This window comes from Pseudacidovorax sp. NFM-22, from assembly GCF_021401245.1.
In the GTDB taxonomy this organism is placed as follows: domain Bacteria; phylum Pseudomonadota; class Gammaproteobacteria; order Burkholderiales; family Burkholderiaceae_C; genus Xenophilus.
Genome location: NZ_JACBFY010000002.1, coordinates 1,094,289 through 1,118,873 on the forward strand (window position 1 = coordinate 1,094,289; position 24,585 = coordinate 1,118,873).

Genomic DNA, 24,585 nt, shown 5'->3' on the forward strand with positions numbered 1-24,585 from the left:
GGGTGGCCGGCAGCAGGTGGCGGCCGCTTCATGGTCGACTCCGCGGCTGCGCAGGCAGTTCCACGCAGCCCAGCGGCAGGAAGCCGGCCTGCTCGCCCTTCTCCTCGTAGCCCCGCGGGTTGGCGACGACGCGGCAGCCCGACTTCACATAGTCGAAGGCGCAGTGCAGATGGCCGTGCAGCCAGACGTCGGCCAGGGGCAGCAGTTCGTCCAGCGCATTGCAGAAGCCGGCAGTGCCCGGCGCCAGGCCGTAGCGCGGATCGGCGCTGGCCAGCGAGGGCGCGAAGTGAGTGATGGCTACCGTCACACCGTCGAAGGGCTGGGCCAGCGCCTTCCGCAGCCACTCCTGGCAAGCCAGGGCCTGCGCACGCAGCTCGGCCGCCATGAAGGGCTGGCCGCCGCGCGTGGTGGCGGCCTTGGCCAGGTAGAAATCGGCGGAGCGCATGGCCTTGCCGCGCTTGCGGACACGGGCGACCGTGTCGTCCTGTGGCGTGGCCAGGGCATCGAAGTCGGCCCAGAGCGTGGTGCCGACGAAGCGCACGCCGGCGTGCACATGCGTCTCACGCTCCAGCCAGACGATGCCGAGCGCCTCGCAGTGTTCGCGCAGACGGGCATGGGTCTCGTCGAAATCGAGGCCGTCGTACTCGTGGTTGCCGGGCACGTAGATCACCGGCACCGGCCAGCCCCGCTTCGGGGAAAAGCGGCCGAGGCCGAAATCCCGGTCGGTCAGCTGCGAGCCGCGCTGGTAGGAACCCACGTCCCCGGCCAGTACCAGCAGCTCGGCACTGGGCGCGGGATGGGCGACGAATTCGGGATAGGTCTCGAGGTGCAGGTCCGACAGCAGCTGGATCTTCATGCGCACCAGTGTAGAAATTCACTGCCCATGTCGCGGTCGCGCCGGCACCATGCGTGGAATGCATGGAGATGAGGTTGTGAAAACTAGGGAAAACCCTATTCTTCTACCCATCGTCACACACGCGGCGTGGAGCCGCGAAAACATCATGTCTCCCCTGCTCACCTTCTGGTCCCGTTGGATGCAACCGACCACCGCGCCCGTGCCCGCCAGCCCCGCCGCCGATCTCTTCGAGTCGGCCGACGCCATGGCCGGGCTGGATCCCCACCAGGCGCAGGAACTGCGCGAAGCCGCCTCCGCCTGGTTGCGCGTCGTCCGCTGAGCCATCGCCCGGCGTACGCCGGATGAGCGCCAGCCGGATCGGCGACTGGCCACGGCTGCACGCCGCTCAGGCCCGCGGCAGCACGTATTCCGCCAGGGTGCGGGCAAAGGCGTCGCCCGCGGCCCGCACGATCAGGTCGCGTAGCCACGTGTGGCCCGGCGCTGCCTGCATGCGCCGATGCCACAGCGCATCCACATGCACCAGCGGCAGAGTCAGCGGCAGCTCGCGCACCACCAGCCCGTCGCTCACGCCGGTGCTGCTCACGAAATGGCGCGGCAGGACTGTCAGCAGGTCCGAATCGGCCACCACCTTGCCGGCCGTGAAGAACTGGTTCACCGTCAGCACGATGCGCCGGCGACGGCCGATGGCCTCCAGCGCCTCGTCGACGAAGCCCCAGGGCCGGCCGGAGAAGCTCACCAGCAGGTGACGCGCGGCGCAGAAGGCGTCCAGCGTCAGCTCCTGCGCGGCCAGAGGATGGCCGCTGCGCATCACGCACACATAGCGGCCCACATACAGCCGGTGCGATTCGAAGGGCACCGCCTCGCCGGCCTGCGTGCGGGCGGTCAGGTCGGCCATCACGGCCGGAAAGTGGCCAATGGCCAGGTCCGCCGATTCCTTGTCGAGCAGCCCGCGCGGATCGCGCGTGTTCAAGGGCACCACCCGCAGCGACACGCCGGGCGCCTCCGCCTCCAGCAGCCGCACGGCGCCGGGGATCAGCTCGGTGGCCGTGGCATCGGCCATGGCCAGCACGAAGCTGTCGTCCGCCTGCGCCGGCTCGAAGGCCGTGGGCGCGATGGCGTGCTGGATGTGGCGCAAGGCGTCGCGCACCACCGGCCACAGGGCCAGGGCCCGCGGCGTGGGCTCGACGCCGCTGCCGGCGCGGTGCACCAGCTCGTCGCCGAGCGTCTCGCGCAGGCGTCGCAGCGCATTGCTGACCGCCGGCTGGGTCAGCGAGAGGTTGCGGGCGGCGCGGGTGAGGCTGCGCTCCGCCATCACCTCGTCGAAGACGCGCAGCAGGTTCAGGTCGAGTGTGCGAAAGTTGATGTTCATCATTCCAATGAATGAAGAGCATCACCACTATAAAGTGGAAGAACACTGGGGCAAACCCTAATATTCAGTCCATCGGCACTGTTGCCCACCGTTTTCTTCCCTAGGAGGGGATTGCCATGACCACCTTCGTCCACGTCGACCAACCCGTCTCCCACCCCGGCGTGCGCCGCGCCGAGGAAACCGCAGCCTACATCCGCGATGCCGGCCGCAGCTTCAAGGCCCGCGGCGGCGCGCTCATGATGGTCGTCGCCGCCCTGCTGGCCGCTGCGCTGGTGGTGGCCGAGCGCTTCGTCGCCGAAATCACCGACGGCAGCCTGCTGGCTGCCTGGATGGTGCTGTGGGCCCTGGTGTTCGGCGGCCTGTCGCTGTACGCCGCCGGTGCAGCGCAGAACCTGGCCATCGGCCTGGTCGAGCGCTGGAACAGCCTGCAGCGTGCCCAGGCCGCTGCCCGCGCCGACGAGCGTTTCCTGGCAGCCGCACACCGCGACACCCGCATCATGAACGACCTGCAGGCGGCCATCAGCCGCGCCGAGTCGGTCTCGGCGATCGACAGCGCCGTGCCGGCCCAGACCAAGATGCGCGTGCATCAGGCCACCGCCAACCACCTGGCCCGCTACTACTGAGCGCAGCCTGGCCCGCCCGCCAAAGGTGGCGAGCACCCATGAAAAAACCGCCCTCGGGCGGTTTTTTTGCGTCTGCTGCCGCGGGGGCTGATGCGCTGGGTGCAGGACAGCGGGCGCAGCCAAGCATCTCGGGCATCCGAATCGAAAGGTCGCGGAGCAGGCCATGCCAGGGCATCCGCGGAACTGGCTTTGCCGGACGGCGGGCGCCCAACTCCAAGCCGAAGCCGCGAGAGAGCCCGCACACGCCACCAAAGATCAAACGGCCGCGGAGCAGGCCATGCCAGTGCACCCGCGGAGCTGGCTTTGCCAGGCCGCTGGGTGCGCCCCCCTCCAAGCCGAAGGCGCAAGGGAGGGGGGAGCCGCGAAGCGGCATGGGGGGTGCTTTATTTCAAGCCGCCAGGCGCTGCTCGATGGCCGCCTTGGTCTGCGGCAGCTCTTCCGGCAGGTGATGGGCCAGTTGCTCGAACAGCTCGCTGTGCAGCTTCAGCTCGGCCTGCCAGGCGGCCTTGTCGATGCTGGTGACCTTGTCGAACTGCTCGCGGCTGAAGTCCAGGCCGGTCCAGTTCAGGTCCTCGTAGCGCGGGCTGACGCCGAAGACATGCTCGTCGCCCTGGCCCTGGCCTTCGATGCGGTCGATCATCCACTTGAGCACGCGCATGTTCTCGCCGTAGCCGGGCCAGACGAACTTGCCGTCGTCGCCCTTGCGGAACCAGTTGGTGGTGTAGATGTGCGGCAGCTTGGCGCCCGAGGCCTGCAGCTTGCGGCCCAGGTCCAGCCAGTGCTGGAAGTAGTCGCTCATGTTGTAGCCCATGAAGGGCAGCATGGCGAAGGGGTCGCGGCGCACCACGCCCTGCTGGCCGGCCGCGGCGGCGGTGGTCTCGCTGCCCATGGTGGCGGCCATGTAGACGCCTTCGGTCCAGTTGCGGGCTTCGGTCACCAGCGGCACCGTGGTGGAACGGCGGCCGCCGAAGATGAAGGCGTCGATCTTCACGCCCTTGGGGTCGTCCCAGGCCTCGTCCAGCGCGGGGTTGTTGGTGGCGGCCACGGTGAAGCGGGCGTTCGGGTGGGCGGCCTTGGCGCCGGTCTCGCGGGCGATCTGGGGCGTCCAGTCCTTGCCCTGCCAGTCGATCAGGTGTGCGGGCATGGCCTTGCCGGGGGCGTCGGCCTCCATGCCTTCCCACCACACGTCGCCGTCGTCGGTCAGCGCGACGTTCGTGAAGATCACGTTCTTGTCGAGGCTGGCCATGCAGTTGGGGTTGGTCTTGAAGTTGGTGCCCGGTGCCACGCCGAAGTAGCCCGCTTCGGGGTTGATGGCGCGCAGGCTGCCGTCGGCCTGGGGCTTGATCCAGGCGATGTCGTCGCCGATGGTCGTGACCTTCCAGCCCTCGAAGCCGGCCGGCGGTACGAGCATCGAGAAGTTGGTCTTGCCGCAGGCGCTGGGGAAGGCGGCGGCCACGTGGTACTTCTTGCCCTCGGGGCTGGTCACGCCCAGGATGAGCATGTGCTCGGCCAGCCAGCCTTCGTCGCGGCCCATGTTGGAGGCGATGCGCAGCGCGAAGCACTTCTTGCCCAGCAACGCGTTGCCGCCGTAGCCCGAGCCGTACGACCAGATCTCGCGCGTGGCCGGGTAGTGGACGATGTACTTGGTCTTGTTGCAGGGCCAGGCCACGTCCTTCTGGCCGGCCTGCAGCGGCGCGCCCACGGTGTGGACGCAGGGCACGAACTCGCCCTCGGCGCCCAGCACGTCGTACACGTCGCGGCCCATGCGGGTCATGATCTTCATGTTCACGGCGACGTACGGGCTGTCGGACAGCTCGATGCCGATGTGGGCGATGGGCGAGCCCAGCGGGCCCATGCTGAAGGGCACCACGTACAGGGTGCGGCCCTTCATGCAGCCGTCGAACAGGGGCTGCAGCGTGGCGCGCATCTCGGCCGGGGCCATCCAGTTGTTGGTGGGGCCGGCGTCTTCCTTCTTCTCGCTGCAGATGAAGGTGCGGTCCTCGACGCGTGCGACGTCGCTCGGATCGGAGCAGGCGAGGAAGGAGTCGGGGCGCTTGGCCGGGTTCAGGCGCTTGAAGGTGCCGGCCTCGACGAGCTGGTTGCACAGGGCGTCGTACTCTTCCTGGCTGCCGTCGCACCAGTGGATGCGCTCGGGCTTGCACAGGGCCGCCATCTCGGCCACCCAGGCGACGAGCTTGGGATTCTTGACGTAGTCGGGGGCCTGCAGATTGCTGGGACTCATGGTGAACTCCTGAAAAGAAAACTGTCTTTTCGAACGACGCTCGTCGCGGGGCGCGCGGCGTGAACGTCGTTGGAGAAAACGTCTTCGGTCAGGGATTCCGCGGTCGCGGTCGGCGCAGGCGGCGGGTAGCGCGCGGCGAGAAGCCCGCGCGTCCGTCGGAAGGCATGGAGGAATCCGGCATGGCGCTCAGGCCGGATTCATGCACGCCCTCGGCACTCAGGCCAGGTACACCGCGATCGAAGCCAGCAGCAGCATCAGGATGCCGCCAGCAATGGGCAGCACGATCGGCATCAGCGGAACGATGCCTTCCACCGCGTCTTTCTCGATGATGGCATCGTGGCCGGGCTCGACGGGCGTGGGAGTGGACATGGGCGAGCGTCTCTTTTCTAAGCGGACAAGGAGAAAGATGTTAACAAGCACCCCTTCTCCCAGGAAAGCGAGTGGGACTCGGGGTTTCTCCTGCCGAGGCGCTCCAGCAGTGGGTTTGCGCTATCCCGCGACTAGCGCATTTCCTCGGCCTCGAAGCCGGCGTTGCGCAGCGCCGCGATGACCGAGGCCAGGTGCTCGCGGCCGCGGGTCTGCAGCACCAGCTCGATGTCCACGTTCTGCGCCGCCAGCAGCGTGAAGGCGCGCTGGTGGTGCACCTCGTCGATGTTGGCGCCGGCCTCGGCCACGGTGGCGGTGATGCGGGCCAGCATGCCGGGCACGTCGCGCGCGCTCACCGTCAGGCGCGCCAGGCGGCCGGCGCGCACCATGCCGCGCTCGATGATCGCGGCCAGCAGCAGCGGATCGATGTTGCCGCCCGAGAGCACCAGCCCCACCTTGCGCCCGCGGAAGCGCTCCGGATGCCGCAGCAGCGCCGCCAGACCGGCGGCACCTGCGCCTTCCACCAGCGTCTTCTCGATCTCCAGCAGCATCAGCACCGACTGCTCGATGTCGCCTTCGTCCACCAGCACCAGGTCGTCCACCATCGACGCGATGATCTCGCGGGTGCGCTCGCCGGGCGTGCCCACGGCGATGCCTTCGGCGATGGTGCTGGTGCCGGCGATGTGCTGCGTGCCCTTGACGGCGTTGACCATGGCCGGGAAGCGCGCCGTCTGCACGCCCACGATCTGCAGCCCGGGCCGGCGCGCCCGGCCCACCACCGTCATGCCGGCCAGCAGGCCGCCGCCGCCGACCGAGACGACCAGCGTGTCCAGTTCGGGCACGTCCTCCAGCATCTCCAGCGCCACCGTGCCCTGGCCCGCGATGATGGCGTCGTCGTCGTAGGGATGCACGAAGGCCAGGCCGTCGCGCTCGGCCAGCTCGTAGGCATGGGCGCGTGCCGCCTCCAGCGAATCGCCGAACAGCACCACGTTCGCGCCGAAGCCGCGGGTGCGCTCGATCTTCACGCCCGGCGTGAAGCGCGGCATGACGATGGTCGCGGGAATGCCCAGCCGCTGCGCGTGGTAGGCCACGCCCTGCGCATGGTTGCCGGCCGACATGGCGATCACGCCCTTGGGCGGCACGTCGGCGGCGGCCAGCTGCGCCATGATGTTGCAGGCACCGCGCTCCTTGAAGGAGGCGGTGAACTGCAGGTTCTCGAACTTGAGGAAGACCTGCGCACCGACGATGTCCGACAGGGTGCGCGATTCCACACAGGGCGTGCGTAGCACCTGACCCTGGAGGCGCCGGGCGGCCGCTTCGATGTCTTGGAGGGAGACCATGGCCGGCATTGTGGCGCGGCCCTGCAGGCAGGCGTCCGCCGCACGCGCGCCTGCCGCCGAGGGCGCCCCCGCAGCGGGGCCGGCGCCCATGCGCAGCCGACCCGGGCTTTCGCGGCCCCGCACTTCCGCATTGCATCGGACTGCGCTATGGTCGCCGCTCCATCTCCGAGGAAACCCTGCCATGGCCCGCCGCTCAGGACTCGACGCCAGCACCGCCCAGCGCGGTGCCGCCTTGCCCTCGCCCGGCCTGCGCGAGGCGCCGGTGCTGGAGCTGATGTGCTCGCACTTCGTCCTCACGCTGGCCGCGCAGCAGGGCCCGCGCTTCAACGTGCGGCGCGACCTCAACGGCCTGCTCTCGCTCACCGGCCGCCACCTGGTGTGGCCTGCGTCGGTATTGCAGCGGCTGCGGGCCTTCCTGGCGCGGCGCTGCGAGGGCAACGAGGTCTGGAAGGACGTGCAGACGCTGGACAACCGCGCCCTGCTCGAACGCCACGGCCACTGGCGCGGCCCTTACGAAGAAGGCACGCTTTTCTTCCACCTCGACGAATACGCCAAGGACCAGCCCAAGGACCTGCTGGCCGTGCTGGCATTGACCCGCGACTGGCTCGCACAGACGCTGCGCAAGCAGTCCACGCTGGTCGAGAAGAACATCGACGCCCTGGCCGGGCTGCTGCAGCTGAACAAGGCCGAGCGCGCACTGCTGCTCTACGGCACGCTGGCGCGCTACCAGCGCGACCTGCGCTCGCTGCTGGTGGAGTTCAAGGTCAGCAACGCGCCCGAGGCCTATGCCGCCCTGGCCGAAGTGGCCGGCGTGAGCCCCAGCGAGGTGGGCGAGGCGCTGCGCGCCGGCTCGCGGCTGGAGCGCATCGGCCTGGTCGAGAACCTCATCTCCGAGCACAACATCACCGACCTGGCCGACCTGATGAAGGTCAGCGAGAAGCTGCCGCCGGTGCTCATGCGCGAGTACCGCGACCAGAGCGAGCTGATGGCCGTGTTCACGCGGCCTTCCACCAAGAGCGAACTGGCGCTGGACGACTTCGAATTCGTCGGCGACGAGGCCCGAATGCTGATCACGCTGCTGCGCGCCGCCGTCGCGCGCAAGGAGCCGGGCGTGAACGTGCTGCTCTACGGCCCACCCGGCACCGGCAAGACCGAGCTGGCCAAGGTGGTGGCGCAGGCCGCGGGGCTGGAGCTGTTCGAGGTCGAGTACGCCGACCGCGACGGCAACTCGCTCTCGGGCCGCGACCGCTACCGCTCGCTGCAGATCGCGCAGGTCTTCCTCAAGGGCAGCGCGCAGTCGGCGCTGCTGTTCGACGAGGTGGAGGACGTGTTCCCGCCCATCAGCACCGAGGCGGCGCAGTTCATGGCCCGCGCCGAGCAGATCGCCGCGCCGGCCGCCAGCGGCAGCGTCAATGGCAAGGCCTGGGTCAACCAGATCCTGGAGACCAACCCGGTGCCCACGCTGTGGGTCACCAACCGCATCGAGCAGATCGACCCGGCCTTCCGCCGGCGCTTCGCCTACCACCTGGAGCTGAAGTCGCCGCCGCCCGGCGCGCGCGAGCAGATCGTGCGCAAGGCCCTGGCCGGTGTCGAGGTGTCCGAGGCCTTTGCCGGCCGGCTGGCCGAGCGGCGCGGCCTCACGCCGGCGCAGATCCGCACCGCGGTGCGTTTCGCCGGCCTGGCGGCGGAGGGCGGCGCCGATGCCCAAGCGCTGATCGAGCGCCAACTGCGTAATGCCGACCAGGCCCTGGGCCGCAGCCCCGGCACGCCTGCCGAGCGGCTGGCCGTGACGACCTGGGACCTGGGCATGCTCAACGTCGACACGCGCTTCGAGATCCCGCGCATCGTTGAGGCGCTCAAGGCCCGCGGCCACGGCACGCTGTGCTTCTACGGCGCGCCCGGCACCGGCAAGACGGCGCTGGCCGAGCACATCGCCCGTGCGCTGGGCCGGCCGCTGATGATCAAGCAGGCCAGCGACCTGATGAGCAAGTACGTCGGCGAGACCGAGCAGCAGATGGCCGCCATGTTCCGCGAGGCCGAGGCCGAGAAGGCGGTGCTGCTGCTGGACGAGGCCGACTCCTTCCTGCAGGACCGGCGCGGCGCCCAGCGCACCTACGAGGTCACCGAGGTCAACGAGATGCTGCAGGGCATGGAGCGCTACCAGGGCGTCTTCGTCTGCACCACCAACCTGCTCGACCGCATCGACCAGGCGGCGCTGCGGCGCTTCACCTTCAAGATCCGCTTCAAGCCGCTCACGGCCGAGCAGCGCGAGCGCATGTTCGTCAACGAGGCGCTGGCCGGCCAGGCCGAGGCGCTCACGCCCGAGGCCGCGGCGCGGCTGGCGCGGCTCGACCAGCTGTGCCCCGGCGACTTCGCCGCCGTGAAGCGGCAGGTGGAGATCCTCGCCGCCGCCTTCACGCCCGAGGAATTCCTGGAGCAGTTGGAAGCCGAGCACCGCCTCAAGCCCGAGGTGCGCGAAGCGCGGGGCATGGGCTTCGTCCACTGAGAAGGGGCGGGCAAGCCCGCCACGCCCGCTCGGCCCCGCCGGATTCATTCCCACCTCCTGGGCGCGCGAACTGTCGCGCGGGGGCGCTAGCATCGACGCCGGCATGCGCGCCGGGGGGCCGCGTGCCCATCACACCGAGGACGATCCATGATGCGACGAGGGATGGGGGCGCTGCTGGCCGGCGCGATCGTGACCGTGTTGAGTGCCTGTGGCGGCGGCGGAGGTGGAGGCGGTGGCGGCGCGCTGCCGCTGGCTCTGCCCGCCAGCAGTCCGGCGGCCCCGGCGTCCACGCCCGCCGTCCAGGCCGGCGATCCGGACATCGTGGACGTGGCCTCCGTGGCGGGCCGGTGCGCCAAGCCCCGCAGCGGCAGCGCCGACATGGCCGGGACCCTGCTCGACGAGAAGCGCTGGGTGCGCTCCTGGATCGACGACACCTACCTCTGGTACGACGAGGTGCCCACCCTCCCGGCGGCGAACTACGCGACGCCCATCGACTACTTCGCGGTGCTCAAGACCTCGGCGCTCACCGCCAGCGGCAAGCCCAAGGACCGCTTCCATTTCACCTACGACACCGCCGCCTACCAGGGCCTGGCAAACAACGGCCAGGAGGTCGGCTACGGCATCCACTTCGCCTACCTCTCCAGCGTGCCGCCGCGGGACGTGCGCGTGGCCTACGTGGAGCCCAACTCGCCCGCCGCCGCGGACGGGGTGACGCGCGGCATGCGCCTGCGCACCGTCGACGGCATCGACGTGACCAACGGCAGCAACGTGGATGGCCTCAATGCCGGGCTGGCGCCCCAGAAGGCAGGCGACGTGCACCAGCTGGGCCTGCGCACCCTGGCCGGCAGTGACGTCACGCTCAGCCTCACGGCCGCCGACATCGCCAGCAGCGCCGTGATGAACGTGAAGACCATCGCCACGGCCAGCGGCAACGTGGGTTATCTGCAGTTCAACCAGCACAGCGTGGCGGCCGAGGCGCAGCTGATGGACGCCATCGCCGGCCTGCGCGACGCCGCCGTGGCCGACCTGGTGCTGGACATGCGCTACAACGGCGGCGGTCTGCTGGGCATCGCCTCGGAGCTGGCCAGCATGATCGCGCCGGCCGGCAGCACGACGGGGCAGACCTTCGAGCGGCTGGTCTATAACCGCAAGAACCCCTTCGGCACGTCCGACGCCGCCAGCCGGGTGCCCTTCTATGCGACGGCGCAGTACGGCCCGCGTTCGGGCAGCCCGCTGCCGCGGCTGAACCTGCCGCGCGTGCTGGTGCTGGCCGGTGGCGATACCTGCTCGGCCAGCGAGTCCGTGGTCAACGGCCTGCGCGGCATCGGCGTGAACGTGGCGCTGGTGGGCGGCGCCACCTGCGGCAAGCCCTACGGCTTCTATCCGCAGGACAACTGCGGCACCACCTACTTCGCCATCCAGTTCCAGGGCGTCAACGCCAAGGGCCAGGGCGACTATGCGGACGGCTTCGCGCCCACCTGCAGCGTGGCGGACGACTTCAGCCATGCGCTGGGCGATCCGGCGGAAGGAAGACTGGCGGCGGCCCTTGCCTTGCGCCAGGACGGCCGCTGCCCGGTGCCGGCCACGGCGCTGGTGGCCAGCTCGCGTTCGGCGGCCGCGGGCAGTGGCACCGGCCCTTCGCCCGACCAGGCGGTGCTGGGGCCGCGCGCCCCTTGGCTGGAGAACCGGATCGTGCTGCCGGCGGATCGCGGGTTCTAGACGAACACACGCCGGTTGCACGTAGCGGCCAGGATCGAATGGCCGCGGCTCCGAGCCTGCCTGCGCAGGCTTGGACGTGCCCGAAGAGCAGCCGTCTCTGGCGGCCGCCCGGAGCATGGAAGCGGCTTGGGGGGTTCCTTCTATCTCACGCCCGCGATGACCCGCACCACTTCCTCGCCGTAAGCCTCCAGCTTCTTCGCGCCGAGGCCGCTGACGCCTTCCAGGTCTTCCAGCGAGCCGGGCGCGCGCTCGGCGATGGCGGCGAGGGTCGCGTCGTGGAAGATGACGTAGGCCGGCAGGTTGTGGGCCTTGGCCACCTCGGCGCGCCAGGCCTTGAGGGCCGCGAAGCGGGCCTGTCCCGCGGTGTCGAGCGCCGCTGCCGCCGCCGGTGCCGCGGCGCTGGCGCCGCCGCCCGTGCGCTCGCGCCGGCTGCGGCGCTGGGCCGGTTGCGACACTGATTCGCGCAGCCGCACCGGCACCTCGCCGCGCAGCACCGCGCGCGAGCCGTCGGTCAGGCGCAGGGTGTTGAACTTCTCCGCGTCCACCTCCACCGCGCCGATGGCGATCAGCTGGCGCAGCACGCCGCGCAGCTGCGTCTCGCTGTACTCGGCGCCGATGCCGAAGGTGCTGATTCGTTCATGGAAGAACTGCTTGACCTTGTCGGTGGTCTTGCCGCGCAGGATGTCCATGATGTGGCCGGCGCCGAAGCCGATGCCGCTTTGCTGCTGCACGCGGTAGATGGTGGACAGCAGCTTGCGCGCGGCGTCCGTGCCGTCCCACACCGCGGGCGGCGACAGGCAGTTGTCGCAGCTGCCGCAGTGCATGAGCGGTACGCGCTCCTCGCCCTCCGGCGCATCGGGCGGCATGCCGTAGGTCTCGTCGAAGTAGGCCAGCAGTCGCACGCGGCGGCAGTCGGTGGCCTCGGCCAGGGCCAGCAGTGCGTCGAGCTTGCCGCGCATCACCTGCTTGAATTCCTCGGCCGCCGGGCTCTCGTCGATCATGCGGCGCTGGTTGACCACGTCCTGCAGGCCGTAGGCCATCCAGGCATCGGCAGGCAGGCCGTCGCGGCCGCCGCGGCCGGTCTCCTGGTAGTAGCCCTCGATGTTCTTGGGCAGGTCCAGGTGGGCGACGAAGCGCACGTCGGGCTTGTCGATGCCCATGCCGAAGGCGATGGTGGCCACCATGACGATGCCTTCCTCGCGCAGGAAGCGGTCCTGGTGGCGCTGGCGCACGGCGGCGTCCAGGCCTGCGTGGTAGGGCAGCGCGTTGACGCCGGCGTCGGCCAGCATCTGCGCCACCTCTTCCACGCGCTTGCGCGACTGGCAGTAGACGACGCCGGCCTCGCCCTCGTGCTCGCGCTCGATGAAGCGCAGCAGCTGCGTGCTGGCGTCCTTCTTCTCGACGATGGCGTAGCGGATGTTGGGCCGGTCGAAGCTGCTGACGAACTGGCGCGCGTCCTGCAGCTGCAGCCGCTCGACGATGTCGGCGCGCGTGAGCGCATCGGCGGTGGCGGTGAGCGCGATGCGCGGCACGGCCGGGTAGCGCTCGTGCAGCACGGCCAGCGCCCGGTATTCAGGGCGGAAGTCGTGGCCCCACTGGCTCACGCAGTGGGCCTCGTCGATGGCGAACAGGGCCAGCTTGCCGCGCGCGGCCAGGCCGTCCAGCAGCTCCAGGAAGCGCGGCGTGTTGACGCGCTCGGGCGCGGCGTAGAGCAGCGTGAGTTCGGCGCGGGCGGTGCGGCGCTCGACATCCAGTGCCTCCTGCCAGTCCAGCGTGGAATTGAGGAAGGCGGCGCTCACGCCGGCCTCGTGCAGGGCGCCGACCTGGTCGTGCATCAGCGCGATGAGCGGCGAGACCACGATGCTCACACCATGGCCGGCGCGTGCGCGGGCGATGGCCGGGATCTGGTAGCACAGCGACTTGCCGCCGCCGGTGGGCATGAGCACCAGCGCGTCGCCGCCGGCCGTGACCTGGTCGACGATGGCCGCCTGCGGGCCGCGGAAGGCCTCGTAGCCGAAGACCTCGCGCAGGATGGCCAGGGGCGCGGTGCTGCCGGAGTCGATGGAATGGGTGGAAGACACGGTCGGTGCGGGCGGTGGCGGGGGGCAGGCGGGCGGGTGGATGGCAGCGACGCGCCGGCGTGGGGCGCGTGCGGCGCGCCTCCCGCGCGCCAGGGCGTCATTGTCTCAGGCCGACGCGGGAGGGCCGGGGGCGGCGTCAAGCCGGTGGAGGCTGGCACGCCTTCTGCAATCGGATGGGCACTTGCGTCCGCCACTGCCTGTATAGACAGCATTTTGGTGCATGGCCGAGGCCGATGCACCGAAGCGGGACCTTCCCCCTTCGCGTGTCTTCTTCCCAATGAAACAGCGCTGCGGGTTGTCCTGTATATACAGGTATGGCGGCCAGGCTCAGACTGCGCCCCGCTCCCCGGCTGGCGAGGTCGCCCGCACCGATGTCCGTTGTTCCGCCATTCACACCACAGGAGGGCCCCATGGCCAAGACCGTCTTCAAGATCGCATCGCTGGTGGCTGCCGCCACCGCCCTCGCCTGCGCCGCGGGCACCGCCGCCGCGCAGGAGACGAAGATCGCGCTCGGCATGTCCGGCTGGACGGGCTTCGCCCCGCTCACGCTGGCCGACAAGGCCGGCATCTTCAAGAAGAACGGCCTGGACGTGGAGATCAAGATGATCCCGCAGAAGGACCGCCACCTGGCCCTGGCCTCGGGCGCCATCCAGTGCGCCGCCACCACGGTGGAGACGCACGTGGCCTGGAACGCCAACGGCGTGCCCATCGTGCAGATCTTCCAGATGGACAAGTCCTACGGCGCCGACGGCATCGCCGTGCGCAATGACGTCAAGTCCTTCGCCGACCTCAAGGGCAAGACCATCGGCGTCGATGCGCCCGGCACCGCGCCCTATTTCGGCCTGGCCTGGATGCTCAGCAAGAACGGCATGACGCTCAAGGACGTGAAGACCGTGACGCTGGCGCCGCAGGCTGCCGCCCAGGCCTTCGTGGCGGGCCAGAACGACGCCGCCATGACCTACGAGCCGTACCTGTCGACGGTGCGCAACGCGCCGCAGTCCGGCAAGATCCTCGCGACCACGCTCGACTACCCGATGGTGATGGACACCGTGGGCTGCGCGCCCACCTGGCTCAAGGCCAACGCCAAGGCGGCGCAGGCGCTCACCGCGTCGTACTTCGAGGCGCTGGAGATGATCAAGGCCGAGCCCGCCAAGGCCAACGAGATCATGGGCTCCGCGGTCAAGCAGACCGGCGAAGCGTTTGCCAATTCGTCCAAGTACCTGCGCTGGCAGGACAAGGCCGCCAACCAGAAGTTCTTCTCCGGCGAGCTGGAGCAGTTCATGAAGGAGTCGGTGCCGATCCTGCTGGAGGCCGGCGTGATCCGCAAGGCGCCCGAGGACCTCAAGGCCACCTACGACGCGTCGTACATCAAGTAAATGCCCTTGCGTGAGTCCGCGTCCGTGCCCCGCCGTTCCGTCATGACCCCGCTCGAGCCCGTCGGCCCGCGCACGCGCTGGCTGCTGGGCGTGGCCTTCTTCGTGCTCTTCGTGGCGGTGTGGGCCTTCTTCACGCTGGGCGGCTATGTGTCGCCCACCTTCCTGGCCAGCCCGGTCACGATGGTGAAGGAGGCCGTGCTGCTGTTCACCGAGTACGGCTTCATCGGCGACATCGGCATGACGGTGTGGCGGGTGTTCGGCGGCTTCCTGCTGGCGGCCGTCATCGCGGTGCCGCTGGGCATCCTGATGGGCGCCTACAAGCCGGTGGAAGCCTTCCTGGAGCCCTTCGTCTCCTTCTGCCGCTACCTGCCGGCCTCGGCCTTCATTCCGCTCTTGATCCTGTGGGCCGGCATCGGCGAAGCGCAGAAGCTGCTGGTGATCTTCATCGGCTCGGTGTTCCAGATCATCCTGATGGTGGCGGTGACGGTGGGCAGCGCCCGCAAGGACCTGGTCGAGGCCGCGTACACCCTGGGCGCCGACGGCGGCGGCATCGTGCGGCGGGTGCTGATCCCGGGCGCGGCGCCGGGCATCGCCGAGACGCTGCGCCTGGTGCTGGGCTGGGCCTGGACCTACGTGATCGTGGCCGAGCTCATCGGCTCGTCCTCGGGCATCGGCCACATGATCACCGACAGCCAGGCGCTGCTGAACACCGGGCAGATCATCTTCGGCATCATCGTCATCGGCCTGATCGGGCTGGTGTCGGACTTCCTGTTCAAGGCCGTCAACCGGCGGCTGTTCGCCTGGGCTTCGCTATGAGCGGCAACGTGCAAGAAGCCGGCGTGCAGCTGGCCATCCGCGGCGTCTCGCGCACCTTCACCGGGGCGCGGGGGCAGTCCACGCAGGCGCTGTTGCCGGTGGACTTCGACGTGCGCGAGAACGACTTCGTCACCATCCTCGGGCCCTCGGGCTGCGGCAAGTCGACGCTGCTGCGCATCGTGGCGGGGCTGGACTTTCCGACCAGCGGCCAGGTGCTGCTGGACGGCCGGCCGGTGACCGGGCCGGGCGCGGACCGGGGCATGGTGTTCCAGAGCTACACGCTCTTTCCGTGGCTGGACATCGAGCAGAACATCCGCTTCGGCCTGCGCGAGCGCGGCCTGCCCGAGGCCGAGCAGAAGGAGCGCGCGGCCTACTTCATCGCCAAGGTCGGGCTGCGGGGCTTCGAGCGGCACTATCCCAAGCAGCTCTCGGGCGGCATGCAGCAGCGCACGGCCATCGCGCGCGCGCTGGCCAACGACCCCAAGATGCTGCTGATGGACGAGCCCTTCGGCGCGCTGGACAACCAGACGCGGGTGCTGATGCAGGAGCTGCTGCTGGGCATCTGGGAGGCCGAGCGCAAGACGGTGCTGTTCGTCACGCACGACATCGACGAGGCGATCTTCATGGCCAACCGGGTGGCGGTGTTCAGCGCCCGGCCGGGCCGCATCAAGACCGAGATCGCGGTGGACCTGCCGCATCCGCGCCACTACACGCTCAAGACGACGCCGGAATTCATGGAGCTGAAGGCACGGTTGACGGAAGAGATCCGGGCGGAGTCGATGGCGGCGGCGGAGCACTGAGCGATGGTTGTGCGGCGCAGTCAGGGTGATGTCGGGGGCGGCGCGCGTGGCCGGGGCCGGCTGCCGCGGGCTCATGGCGGGGTGGTCGGCCGCGCCGACTCCGCTGCGATGCTCGGCCGGGGCTCGCGTCGCAGAACTCGCTACGCGCTGGCGCGCTCCGCTCAAACAACTGCGACGAGTCAGTTCACGAAGCACGCCTGTCCTTCGGCAGGCGTGCCTCGCCCCGGCCTGCGCTTCTCGCCACCCCGCAAATCGCCCGCGCCAGCCGGCCCCGGCCCCGCGCGCTGGGGACGTTGCGTCGGTATCGGGGAAGGGGAACCGCGTGCCCGGTTTTCTGACCGGGCTTCAGCTTCGGCTTCGGCTTCGGCTTCGGCTTCGGCTTCGGCTTCGGCTTCGGCTTCGGCCTGGCCTCGGGCTTTCACTCCTCTCCCCTCTGGGGAGAGGTTGGGTGAGGGGCCGCCCAGCGCCTCGTTGAGGTCGGACCCTCAGCAGCGCCGCAGGCCCTCACCCCAGCCCTCTCCCAGAGGGAGAGGGAGCAACAGCCAGCTTCGGCTGGATCGGCGTGCACGACCGCACGGCCCATTCCAGAGTGGTCGGCAGCCCGTGGGCGGTGGTGCGCCTGTGGCGCGCCGAGGAGCGCAGCGGAGCCGGCCGCAGGCCTGCCGAAGGACAGGCCTGCTTCGTGATCTGACTCGCGGCATTTGTCCGAGCAGAGTGAACGCAGTGAACGTCGCGAGTTATGCCGCGGGCCGGTTTCGCGAGCACCGCAGGGGAGTCGGCGCGCAGCGCCGACCGCGCCACCGAAGCACCGCCGCCCACGGGCTGCCGGCCGCTCTGGCGCACCGTCCTGACCATCGCTGCGGCAACGGCAACGGCATCGGCATCGGCATCGGCATCGGCATCGGCATCGGCATCGCTGAAGGCACAGGCACAGGCATGAACATCAAGCGCCAAGCCGTGCACACGCTGATCGACGCTGTCAGCGCCAGCCGCGGCCAGACCCGCAAGCCGCATCACGACGGAGGCCGCGCATGACGACGACCGCCGCCAAGGCACCGCGCGACCGACGCCCCGTCAGCGCCCCACCGAGCAACCCGTCCTTGGCCCTCTACGAGCAGGTCAAGGAACACATCGTCCGCCGCATCCAGAGTGGCGAATGGCCCGCCGGCCACCGCCTGCCGTCGGAACACGAGCTGGTCGCGCAGTTCGGCATCTCGCGCATGACCGCCAACCGCGCCCTGCGCGAGCTGGTGGACGAAGGCCGCGTCAAGCGCGTGGCCGGCGTGGGCAGCTTCGTCGCCGAGACCAAGCCGCAGTCCACCCTGCTGCAGATCGCCAACATCGCCAGCGAGATCCGCGGCCGCGGCCACGACTATGGCTTCGAGCTGCTGGCGGCCGAGCGCATCGCCGCGCCCGCCGACATCGCCGCCTGGCTCGACGTGCGCCTGGGCGAATCGCTCTTCCACTGCCTCTGCCTGCACCTGGAGAACGGCACCCCCGTGCAGCTGGAGGACCGCTGGGTGAGCCCGCGCATGGTGCCGGCCTTCCTGGACCAGGACTTCTCGCTCATGCCGCCCAGCGAATACCTGGTGCGCCACGTGCCCTTCGACCAGATCGAGCACCTGGTCGATGCCGTGCTGCCCACGCCCGAGCAGGCCGCGCGCCTGGCCATGGACGTGGGCGAGCCCTGCCTGCTGCTCACCCGCCGCACCTGGTCCCGCGGCACGCCCATCACGCTGGTGCGCTGCCTGCACCCGGCCTCGCGCTACCGGCTGGGCAGCCGCTTCCGCGCCGACGGCAATCCCGGCTGGGGCTGAACGCCCCTTGCCCAACCGCTTCGCCTTCGCACGCCACAACCTGTATAGACAACCCGCCATGACCCCCCTGCTGACCCTCCATCCCGGCCAGGTCGACCTGGCCAGCCTGCGCCGCATCCACCAGGGCGGCCTGACGCTCGCGCTGGATGACAGCGTGCGCGCGGGCATGCAGGCCGCGCAGGCCGCCGTGCAGCGCATCGTGGACCACGACGACGTGGTCTACGGCATCAACACCGGCTTCGGCAAGCTGGCCAGCACCAGGATCGGCCACGAGCACCTGGCCGAGCTGCAGCGCAACCTGGTGCTGTCGCACAGCGTGGGCACGGGCGAGCCGCTGGTGGCCGAGGTGGTGCGGCTGGTGATCGCCACCAAGGCGGTGAGCCTGGCGCGCGGGCATTCGGGCGTGCGGCCGGCGCTGGTCGATGCGCTGCTGGCGATGTTCAATGCCGGCGTCACGCCGCTGATCCCGGCCAAGGGCTCGGTGGGCGCCTCGGGGGACCTGGCGCCGCTGGCGCACCTGGCCTGCGTGCTCATCGGCGAAGGCCAGGCGCGCCTGGCGGACGGCCGCGTCGTCGGCGGCGCCGAAGCCATGCGCAGCATCGGCATCGAGCCCTTCGTGCTCGGCCCCAAGGAAGGCCTGGCGCTGCTCAACGGCACGCAGGTCTCGACGGCGCTGGCGCTCGCCGGCCTCTTCGGCGCGGAGAACGTGTTCGCCTCGGCCCTGATGTCGGGCGCGTTGTCGCTGGAGGCCATCCAGGGTTCCATCAAGCCCTTCGACGCCCGCATCCATGCCGCGCGCGGCCAGCCGGGGCAGATCGCCGTGGCGGCCGCCGTGCGCACGCTGCTCGAAGGCAGCGCCATCATCCCCAGCCATGCCGACTGCGGTCGCGTGCAGGACCCGTATTCCATCCGCTGCATCCCGCAGGTGATGGGCGCCTGCCTGGACAACCTGACGCATGCCGCCCGCGTGCTGGTGACCGAGGCCAATGCCGCCTCGGACAACCCGCTGCTCTTCTGCGACACCGGCGAGGTCATCTCCGGCGGCAACTTCCACGCCGAGCCGGTGGCCTTCGCGGCCGACATCCTCGCGCTGGCCGTCGCCGAGGTGGGCGCCATCGCCGAGCGCCGCATCGCGCTGCTGCTGGACACGGGCCTGTCGGGCCTGCCGCCCTTCCTGGTGCGCGACGGTGGGCTCAACTCCGGCTTCATGATCGCGCAGGTCACGGCCGCGGCCCTGGCCTCGGAGAACAAGTCGCTCGCCCATCCCGCCAGTGTGGACAGCCTGCCCACCTCGGCCAACCAGGAGGACCATGTGTCCATGGCGACCTTCGCGGCGCGCCGGCTGGGCGAGATGGTCAACAACACCGCGGTCGTCATCGGCATCGAGGCCATGGCCGCCGCGCAGGGCATCGAACTGAAACGCAACGACACCACGCCGCGCAGCTCGGTCGCCGTCGAAGCCGAGATCGCCCGCATCCGCCGCCAGGTCGCCTTCGTCGAGCGCGACCGCTACCTGGCGCCGGACATCGAAGCCATGCGCCAGTGGGCACTGGCCGCCGAACTGCCCTCCCCGCTGCTGGCGCTGCTGCCCAGCCACCTCGCCTGAACCGACCGACCGACACCCCGACCTTTCAAGGAGCACCGCCATGAACGCCCCCGAGAACTTCATCGCCCGCACCGCCACCGCTCTCGCCGATCCGCGCGTGGACCCCAGCCGCGTGGTGCGCGCCCCGCGCGGCACCGAGCTGTCGTGCAGGAACTGGCTGATCGAGGCCCCCTTCCGCATGCTGCAGAACAACCTCGACCCCGAGGTGGCCGAGAACCCGCAGGCCCTGGTGGTCTATGGCGGCATCGGCCGCGCGGCGCGCAACTGGGAATGCTTCGACGCCATCCTCGATTCGCTGAAGAAGCTGGGCGAGGACGAGACGCTGCTGGTGCAGTCCGGCAAGCCGGTGGGCGTGTTCAAGACCCATGCGGACGCGCCACGGGTGCTCATCGCCAACTCCAACCTCGTGCCCAAGTGGGGCAATTGGGAGCACTTCCACGAGCTGGACCGCAAGGGCCTCTTCATGTACGGCCAGATGACCGCTGGCAGCTGGATCTACATCGGCAGCCAGGGCATCGTGCAGGGCACCTTCGAGACCTTCGTCGAAGCCGGCCGCCAGCATTACGGCAACGATCTGTCGGGGAAATGGATCCTGACGGCAGGCCTCGGCGGCATGGGCGGCGCGCAGCCGTTGGCGGCCACGCTGGCGGGCGCGTGTTCGCTGACCGTCGAGTGCCAGCAGAGCAGCATCGACTTCCGCCTGCGCACGCGCTACGTGGACAAGCAGGCCCGGGACATCGACGACGCCCTGGCTCTCATCGCCCACCACACGGCGAAGAAGGAGGCCGTCTCCATCGCCCTGCTCGGCAACGCGGCCGAGGTGCTGCCCGAGCTGGTGCGCCGCGCCAAGGCCGGCGGCCCCAGGCCCGACCTGGTCACCGACCAGACCTCGGCCCACGACCTGATCAACGGCTACCTGCCGGTGGGCTGGAGCGTGCCGCAGTGGCGTGCCGCCTCGGCGGACCCGGCCCAGCACGCGCAGCTCAAGCAGGCCGCCGCCGAAGGCTGCGCCGTGCACGTGCAGGCCATGCTGGACTTCCAGGCCATGGGCATCCCGACGGTGGACTACGGCAACAACATCCGGCAGGTGGCTTTCGACCAGGGTGTGAAGAACGCCTTCGACTTCCCCGGTTTCGTGCCCGCCTACATCCGGCCGCTGTTCTGCGAGGGCAAGGGCCCCTTCCGCTGGGTGGCGCTGTCGGGCGACCCGGAGGACATCTACAAGACCGACGCCAAGATCAAGGAGCTGTTTCCGGAGAACAAACACACCCACCGCTGGCTGGACATGGCGCGCGAGCGCATCGCTTTCCAGGGCCTGCCCGCGCGCATCTGCTGGCTGGGCCTGGGCGAGCGGCACATCGCCGGCCTGGCCTTCAACGAGATGGTGAAGAAGGGCGAGCTCAAGGCGCCCATCGTCATCGGCCGCGACCACCTGGACACCGGCTCGGTGGCCAGCCCCAACCGGGAGACCGAGGGCATGAAGGACGGCACCGATGCCGTGAGCGACTGGCCGCTGCTCAATGCCCTGCTCAACACCGCCGGCGGCGCCACCTGGGTCAGCCTGCACCACGGCGGCGGCGTGGGCATGGGCTATTCGCAGCATGCCGGCATGGTGATCGTGTGCGACGGCACCGAGGCCGCCGAGCGCCGCCTGGCGCGCGTGCTGGTCAACGACTGCGCCTCGGGCGTCATGCGCCATGCGGACGCCGGCTACGAGCTGGCCGTGGCCACCGCGAAGAAGTTCGGCCTCAACCTGCCGATGGTGCGCTGAGCGACTGGCGCGCTCCGGCGCGCGGGAAGAAAGACGGCGCCACAAAAACCGCCGCCCAGTCCCACCGCGTGGGACCGGGTGGTGCACTTCGCGATGGCTTTTTTTGATACTGGACGCATGGCCTCGCCTGCGCCCCCCGTTGCTGCTGCTGCTGCCGTCCCTGCCGCCGACCGCGTGCTGCAGGTGCTGGCCGTGCTGGCGCGGCAGGGCCGGCCGCTCACGGCGGCCGAACTGATCGCCCACACGGGGCTCACGCGCAGCACCCTCTATCGCCAGCTGGCGCGCCTGCGCCGCTGGGGCTTCGTGATCGAGCGTGAGGGCAGCTATGCCCCGGGGCCGCTCAGCCTGCAGATGGCGCTGGGCTTCGACCTGGCCTCAGAGCTCATGCGCCAGGCCCGGCCCACCATGGAAGAGCTGGCCCGCCAGTCCCACGAGAGCGTCGGCCTGATCGTCGCGGTGAACGACCAGGCCATCTGCCTGGACATGGTCGAGAGCCACCAGTCGCTGCGCTGCTCCTTCGAGAAGGGCCGCAGCGTGCCGCTGCGCGCGGGCGCCTCGGCCAAGTGCCTGCTGGCCCACCTGCCGCCGGCCGCGCGGGCCGCAGTGCTCGATGCGCAGTACGGCGCCGGCACCGCCGAGCGTGCCGCCGCCGAGGCCGAGCTGCACGCCATCGGCCAGGCCGGCCATGCGCTGAGCGCCGGCGAGGTGGACGACGGCGTCTGGGGCTGCAGCGTGCCGCTGATGGGCGCCTCGCACCAGGCGGCCGGCGTGCTCACGCTGATGGCCCCGATCCTGCGTGCGCAGCACCAGGAGGCCGCGCTCGTGCAGATGACCGTGGTGGCCGCGGCCCGCATCTCGCGCCGGCTGCTGCTGCATTGAGCAGGACCCCACCGCCAGCGAGCCCGCTTCCCCTCTTTCTTGCGCCTTCCGTTCTTCTCCCTTCCAACGTTCCCGGAGTGCTTCCATGATGTCCCGCCCCCTGCCCCGTCGCCTGCTGCTCGCCCTCGTCGGCACCCTTGCCCTGGCCGGCACCGCCGCCCATGCCGCCGAGCCGCTGCGCGTGGCCACCGACGCCACCTTCCCGCCCATGGAGTACATCGAGAACGGCAAGCGCACCGGCTTCGACACCGAGATGGTCGAGGCCATCGGCAAGCAGCTGGGCCGGCCCGTGGAATGGATCGACATCGACTTCAAGGGCCTGATTCCGGCGCTGGTCTCGCGCCGCGCCGACATGGCCGTCTCGGCCATCTACATCACCGACGAGCGCCGCAAGGTGGTCGACTTCACCGTGCCCTACTACGCCGGCGGCCTGGTGGTGATGACCAAGGCGGACAACAGCACCGTCAAGTCGCCCGCCGACCTGGCCGGCCGCAAGGTGAGCGTGCAGGTGGGCACCAAGTCGGTGAGCTTCCTCAAGGAGAAGTACCCGCAGGCCCAGCTGCTGGAGGTCGAGAAGAACCAGGAGATGTTCAACCTGGTGGAAGTGGGCCGCAGCGACGCCGCCGTCACCGGCAAGCCCGCCGCCTACCAGTATGTGCGCACCCGCCCCGGCCTCAAGGTGCTGCCCGAGCAACTGACCACCGAGGAATACGGCATGGCCATCCGCAAGGACACGCCCGAGCTCACCAAGGCGGTCAACGACGCCCTGGCCCGCATGAAGGCCGACGGCAGCTACGCCGCGATCGTCCAGAAATGGTTCCCCGCGTCGAAGTGACGCGCGGCTGACCACAGGACGCGACGATGGATCTGGATTTCTCGCCGGTCTGGGCCGGCTGGCCCGACCTGCTGCGTGGCACGCTGGTGACGGTGGAGATCACCGCCTGCGCGCTGCTGCTGGGCTGCGTGCTGGGCCTGGCGGTGGGCATCGGCCGGCTGCGGCCGCAGCGCCGCTGGCTCTACAGCGTGTGCACCGCCTACGTGGCGGTGATCCGCGGCACGCCGCTGCTCGTGCAGCTGTTCATCCTGTTCTTCGGGCTGCCGCACTTCGGGCTGCTGCTGCCGGCCTTCCTGTGCGGCGTGCTGGGACTGGGCGTGTACAGCGGCGCCTATGTGTCGGAGATCGTGCGCGGCGCCATCCAGTCCATCGACCGCGGCCAGACCATGGCCGCCCAGTCGCTGGGCATGACGCCGGTCCAGGCGATGCGCCACATCATCCTGCCGCAGGCGGTGGTGCGCATGATCCCGCCGCTGGGCAACGAGTTCATCGCGCTGATCAAGAACTCGGCCCTGGTCTCGCTGCTGACCATCCACGACGTCATGCACGAGGGCCAGAAGATCATCAGCGTGTCCTACCGCTCGCTGGAGGTGTACCTGGCCATCGCCGCCGTGTACTTCGCCCTCACCGGCACGGTGACGCTGGTGCTGCGCCATTTCGAGCGCCGGCTGCGTCAGGGCGGGGTGCATTGAGATGAAACACCCCCCATGCCGCTGCGCGGCTCAAGGCGGCCGCCAGAGGCGGCTGCTCTTCGGGCACGTCCAAGCCTGCGCAGGCAGGCTCGGAGCCGCGGCCCTCAGCCCCTCTCTGGCGCCTTCGGCTTGGAGGGGGGGCGCACCCCACGGCCTGGCAAAGCCAGTTCCGTGGGTGCCCTGGCATGGCCTGCTCCGCGGCCGTTCGATCGTTGTCACCGCGCCAGATTCATGCGATGAGAGTGGCGCACAGCGTCGTGGAAAGCTGATCTGACAGGCCCGCACGCGGATACATCACCAATCTCCATGACGACTTTGCACACCTTCACCCTCGACCAGCTCCCCGCCATGCCGTGGAAGAACGGCGGCGGCAGCACGCGCGAGATCGCCTGCTGGCCGCCCGGCGCCGGGCTGGAGGACTTCGGCTGGCGCTGCTCGGTGGCCACCGTCGACGCCGACGGCCCCTTCTCCACCTTCGCCGGCATCGACCGCCGCATCCTGCTGCTGGCCGGCAACGGCCTGCACCTCGCCGGCGAGGGCCTCGACCACCGGCTGGACGTGCCGCTGCAGCCCTTCGCCTTTCCCGGCGAGGCGGCCATCGCCTGCACCCGGCTGGGCGGCACCTCCACCGACTTCAACCTGATGACGCGGCGCGGCCGCTGGCAGGCCACGCTGACGGTGCACGCGGGCGCCGTGCGCCTGGCCGGCGCGCCGCACGGGCTGCTGCTGGCCGTTTCGGGCACCTGGCGCACCGGCGCGGCGGCGCCCCTCGCGGCCGGCCAGGGCCTGTGGTGGGCCGATGCCGCGGGCCCCGCGGAGGCGGTGCCCGATGCGGAGGGCGGCGAGCCGCGGCTGATCGCCATCCGCCTGCTGCCCGTCTGATCGCCCGGG

At 70.1% G+C, this 24,585-nt stretch carries 21 protein-coding genes; 15 read left to right on the top strand and 6 right to left on the bottom strand.

From position 1 onward, the window contains the following. Nucleotides 1-28 precede the first annotated feature (28 nt). The gene (locus L0984_RS10625; RefSeq protein ID WP_234193648.1) at nt 29-856 is read right to left on the bottom strand and encodes a metallophosphoesterase; all 828 of its coding nucleotides are present in this window, start codon (nt 854-856) and stop codon (nt 29-31) included. 145 nt (nt 857-1,001) lie between these two features. Between L0984_RS10625 and L0984_RS10630 the strand changes: the two genes are divergently transcribed. Beyond that, entirely contained in the window at nt 1,002-1,175 is a 174-nt protein-coding gene (locus L0984_RS10630) for a hypothetical protein (protein ID WP_234193649.1), read from the top strand. 66 nt (nt 1,176-1,241) lie between these two features. Here L0984_RS10630 and L0984_RS10635 read toward each other — a convergent pair whose 3' ends face one another. Further along, entirely contained in the window at nt 1,242-2,225 is a 984-nt protein-coding gene (locus tag L0984_RS10635) for a LysR family transcriptional regulator (protein ID WP_234193650.1), read from the bottom strand. Between the two features lie 116 nt (nt 2,226-2,341). Here L0984_RS10635 and L0984_RS10640 point away from each other — a divergent pair, with 116 nt between their 5' ends. Beyond that, a complete protein-coding gene (locus tag L0984_RS10640; RefSeq protein WP_234193651.1) occupies nt 2,342-2,848 on the top strand; it encodes a hypothetical protein in 507 nt (168 codons plus the stop codon). 388 nt (nt 2,849-3,236) lie between these two features. Here the strand turns inward: L0984_RS10640 and L0984_RS10645 are convergent, their stop codons facing one another. The 3 genes from L0984_RS10645 to L0984_RS10655 all read right to left on the bottom strand — a co-directional run bounded on the left by L0984_RS10645 (nt 3,237) and on the right by L0984_RS10655 (nt 6,796). Next, complete coding sequence (locus L0984_RS10645; protein WP_234193652.1) at nt 3,237-5,090, bottom strand: phosphoenolpyruvate carboxykinase (GTP); 1,854 nt, start codon at nt 5,088-5,090, stop codon at nt 3,237-3,239. A gap of 216 nt (nt 5,091-5,306) precedes the next feature. Further along, a complete protein-coding gene (locus L0984_RS10650) occupies nt 5,307-5,459 on the bottom strand; it encodes a hypothetical protein (protein ID WP_017759270.1) in 153 nt (50 codons plus the stop codon). Nucleotides 5,460-5,590: 131 nt separating this feature from the next. Continuing rightward, nucleotides 5,591-6,796: a threonine ammonia-lyase gene (locus L0984_RS10655; protein ID WP_234193653.1), complete on the bottom strand. Its 1,206-nt coding sequence runs from the start codon at nt 6,794-6,796 to the stop codon at nt 5,591-5,593. Between the two features lie 181 nt (nt 6,797-6,977). On the opposite strand from L0984_RS10655, the gene L0984_RS10660 reads away from it, so the two are divergent. Next, nucleotides 6,978-9,302 (top strand): ATP-binding protein, encoded by a 2,325-nt coding sequence (locus L0984_RS10660; RefSeq protein ID WP_234193654.1) that lies wholly within the window; start codon nt 6,978-6,980, stop codon nt 9,300-9,302. 147 nt (nt 9,303-9,449) lie between these two features. After that, the gene (locus L0984_RS10665) at nt 9,450-11,021 is read left to right on the top strand and encodes a S41 family peptidase (protein WP_234193655.1); all 1,572 of its coding nucleotides are present in this window, start codon (nt 9,450-9,452) and stop codon (nt 11,019-11,021) included. 140 nt (nt 11,022-11,161) lie between these two features. On the opposite strand, the gene recQ is transcribed toward L0984_RS10665, so the two are convergent. After that, entirely contained in the window at nt 11,162-13,102 is a 1,941-nt protein-coding gene (recQ, locus tag L0984_RS10670) for a DNA helicase RecQ (RefSeq protein WP_234193656.1), read from the bottom strand. Between the two features lie 410 nt (nt 13,103-13,512). Between recQ and L0984_RS10675 the strand changes: the two genes are divergently transcribed. The 11 genes from L0984_RS10675 to L0984_RS10725 all read left to right on the top strand — a co-directional run bounded on the left by L0984_RS10675 (nt 13,513) and on the right by L0984_RS10725 (nt 24,576). Next, the gene (locus tag L0984_RS10675; protein WP_234193657.1) at nt 13,513-14,478 is read left to right on the top strand and encodes an ABC transporter substrate-binding protein; all 966 of its coding nucleotides are present in this window, start codon (nt 13,513-13,515) and stop codon (nt 14,476-14,478) included. Next, nucleotides 14,479-15,294, top strand: coding sequence for an ABC transporter permease (locus tag L0984_RS10680; RefSeq protein ID WP_234193658.1), 816 nt, complete (start codon nt 14,479-14,481; stop codon nt 15,292-15,294). After that, nucleotides 15,291-16,094: an ABC transporter ATP-binding protein gene (locus L0984_RS10685; RefSeq protein WP_234193659.1), complete on the top strand. Its 804-nt coding sequence runs from the start codon at nt 15,291-15,293 to the stop codon at nt 16,092-16,094. Before L0984_RS10680 ends, L0984_RS10685 begins: the two co-directional genes overlap by 4 nt. A gap of 714 nt (nt 16,095-16,808) precedes the next feature. Next, on the top strand, nt 16,809-17,129 hold the full coding sequence (locus L0984_RS10690) for a hypothetical protein (protein ID WP_234193660.1): 321 nt from the start codon (nt 16,809-16,811) through the stop codon (nt 17,127-17,129). Further along, nucleotides 17,126-17,911, top strand: coding sequence for a histidine utilization repressor (gene hutC, locus L0984_RS10695; protein WP_083715921.1), 786 nt, complete (start codon nt 17,126-17,128; stop codon nt 17,909-17,911). Before L0984_RS10690 ends, hutC begins: the two co-directional genes overlap by 4 nt. A gap of 58 nt (nt 17,912-17,969) precedes the next feature. Next, entirely contained in the window at nt 17,970-19,517 is a 1,548-nt protein-coding gene (gene hutH, locus L0984_RS10700; protein WP_234193661.1) for a histidine ammonia-lyase, read from the top strand. A 40-nt stretch (nt 19,518-19,557) separates the two neighbouring features. Continuing rightward, on the top strand, nt 19,558-21,288 hold the full coding sequence (gene hutU, locus L0984_RS10705; RefSeq protein WP_234193662.1) for a urocanate hydratase: 1,731 nt from the start codon (nt 19,558-19,560) through the stop codon (nt 21,286-21,288). Between the two features lie 117 nt (nt 21,289-21,405). Further along, nucleotides 21,406-22,167 (top strand): IclR family transcriptional regulator, encoded by a 762-nt coding sequence (locus L0984_RS10710; protein WP_234193663.1) that lies wholly within the window; start codon nt 21,406-21,408, stop codon nt 22,165-22,167. 85 nt (nt 22,168-22,252) lie between these two features. Then, the gene (locus tag L0984_RS10715) at nt 22,253-23,002 is read left to right on the top strand and encodes a transporter substrate-binding domain-containing protein (protein ID WP_234193664.1); all 750 of its coding nucleotides are present in this window, start codon (nt 22,253-22,255) and stop codon (nt 23,000-23,002) included. Between the two features lie 26 nt (nt 23,003-23,028). Next, the gene (locus tag L0984_RS10720; RefSeq protein WP_234193665.1) at nt 23,029-23,694 is read left to right on the top strand and encodes an amino acid ABC transporter permease; all 666 of its coding nucleotides are present in this window, start codon (nt 23,029-23,031) and stop codon (nt 23,692-23,694) included. 306 nt (nt 23,695-24,000) lie between these two features. Further along, on the top strand, nt 24,001-24,576 hold the full coding sequence (locus tag L0984_RS10725; protein WP_234193666.1) for a HutD/Ves family protein: 576 nt from the start codon (nt 24,001-24,003) through the stop codon (nt 24,574-24,576). Nucleotides 24,577-24,585: the final 9 nt, after the last annotated feature.

Excerpts from the sequence above, each read along its gene's own strand:
- hutU (WP_234193662.1), top strand. The coding sequence starts at position 19,558 with ATGAACGCCCCCGAGAACTTCATCGCCCGCACCGCCACCGCTCTCGCC.
- L0984_RS10665 (WP_234193655.1), top strand. The coding sequence starts at position 9,450 with ATGATGCGACGAGGGATGGGGGCGCTGCTGGCCGGCGCGATCGTGACC.
- L0984_RS10685 (WP_234193659.1), top strand. The coding sequence starts at position 15,291 with ATGAGCGGCAACGTGCAAGAAGCCGGCGTGCAGCTGGCCATCCGCGGC.
- L0984_RS10725 (WP_234193666.1), top strand. The coding sequence starts at position 24,001 with ATGACGACTTTGCACACCTTCACCCTCGACCAGCTCCCCGCCATGCCG.
- L0984_RS10630 (WP_234193649.1), top strand. The coding sequence starts at position 1,002 with ATGTCTCCCCTGCTCACCTTCTGGTCCCGTTGGATGCAACCGACCACC.
- L0984_RS10625 (WP_234193648.1), bottom strand. The coding sequence starts at position 856 with ATGAAGATCCAGCTGCTGTCGGACCTGCACCTCGAGACCTATCCCGAA.
- L0984_RS10650 (WP_017759270.1), bottom strand. The coding sequence starts at position 5,459 with ATGTCCACTCCCACGCCCGTCGAGCCCGGCCACGATGCCATCATCGAG.
- L0984_RS10640 (WP_234193651.1), top strand. The coding sequence starts at position 2,342 with ATGACCACCTTCGTCCACGTCGACCAACCCGTCTCCCACCCCGGCGTG.
- L0984_RS10635 (WP_234193650.1), bottom strand. The coding sequence starts at position 2,225 with ATGAACATCAACTTTCGCACACTCGACCTGAACCTGCTGCGCGTCTTC.
- L0984_RS10680 (WP_234193658.1), top strand. The coding sequence starts at position 14,479 with ATGCCCTTGCGTGAGTCCGCGTCCGTGCCCCGCCGTTCCGTCATGACC.
- L0984_RS10660 (WP_234193654.1), top strand. The coding sequence starts at position 6,978 with ATGGCCCGCCGCTCAGGACTCGACGCCAGCACCGCCCAGCGCGGTGCC.
- L0984_RS10655 (WP_234193653.1), bottom strand. The coding sequence starts at position 6,796 with ATGGTCTCCCTCCAAGACATCGAAGCGGCCGCCCGGCGCCTCCAGGGT.
- hutC (WP_083715921.1), top strand. The coding sequence starts at position 17,126 with ATGACGACGACCGCCGCCAAGGCACCGCGCGACCGACGCCCCGTCAGC.
- L0984_RS10675 (WP_234193657.1), top strand. The coding sequence starts at position 13,513 with ATGGCCAAGACCGTCTTCAAGATCGCATCGCTGGTGGCTGCCGCCACC.
- L0984_RS10720 (WP_234193665.1), top strand. The coding sequence starts at position 23,029 with ATGGATCTGGATTTCTCGCCGGTCTGGGCCGGCTGGCCCGACCTGCTG.
- L0984_RS10715 (WP_234193664.1), top strand. The coding sequence starts at position 22,253 with ATGATGTCCCGCCCCCTGCCCCGTCGCCTGCTGCTCGCCCTCGTCGGC.
- hutH (WP_234193661.1), top strand. The coding sequence starts at position 17,970 with ATGACCCCCCTGCTGACCCTCCATCCCGGCCAGGTCGACCTGGCCAGC.
- L0984_RS10710 (WP_234193663.1), top strand. The coding sequence starts at position 21,406 with ATGGCCTCGCCTGCGCCCCCCGTTGCTGCTGCTGCTGCCGTCCCTGCC.
- L0984_RS10645 (WP_234193652.1), bottom strand. The coding sequence starts at position 5,090 with ATGAGTCCCAGCAATCTGCAGGCCCCCGACTACGTCAAGAATCCCAAG.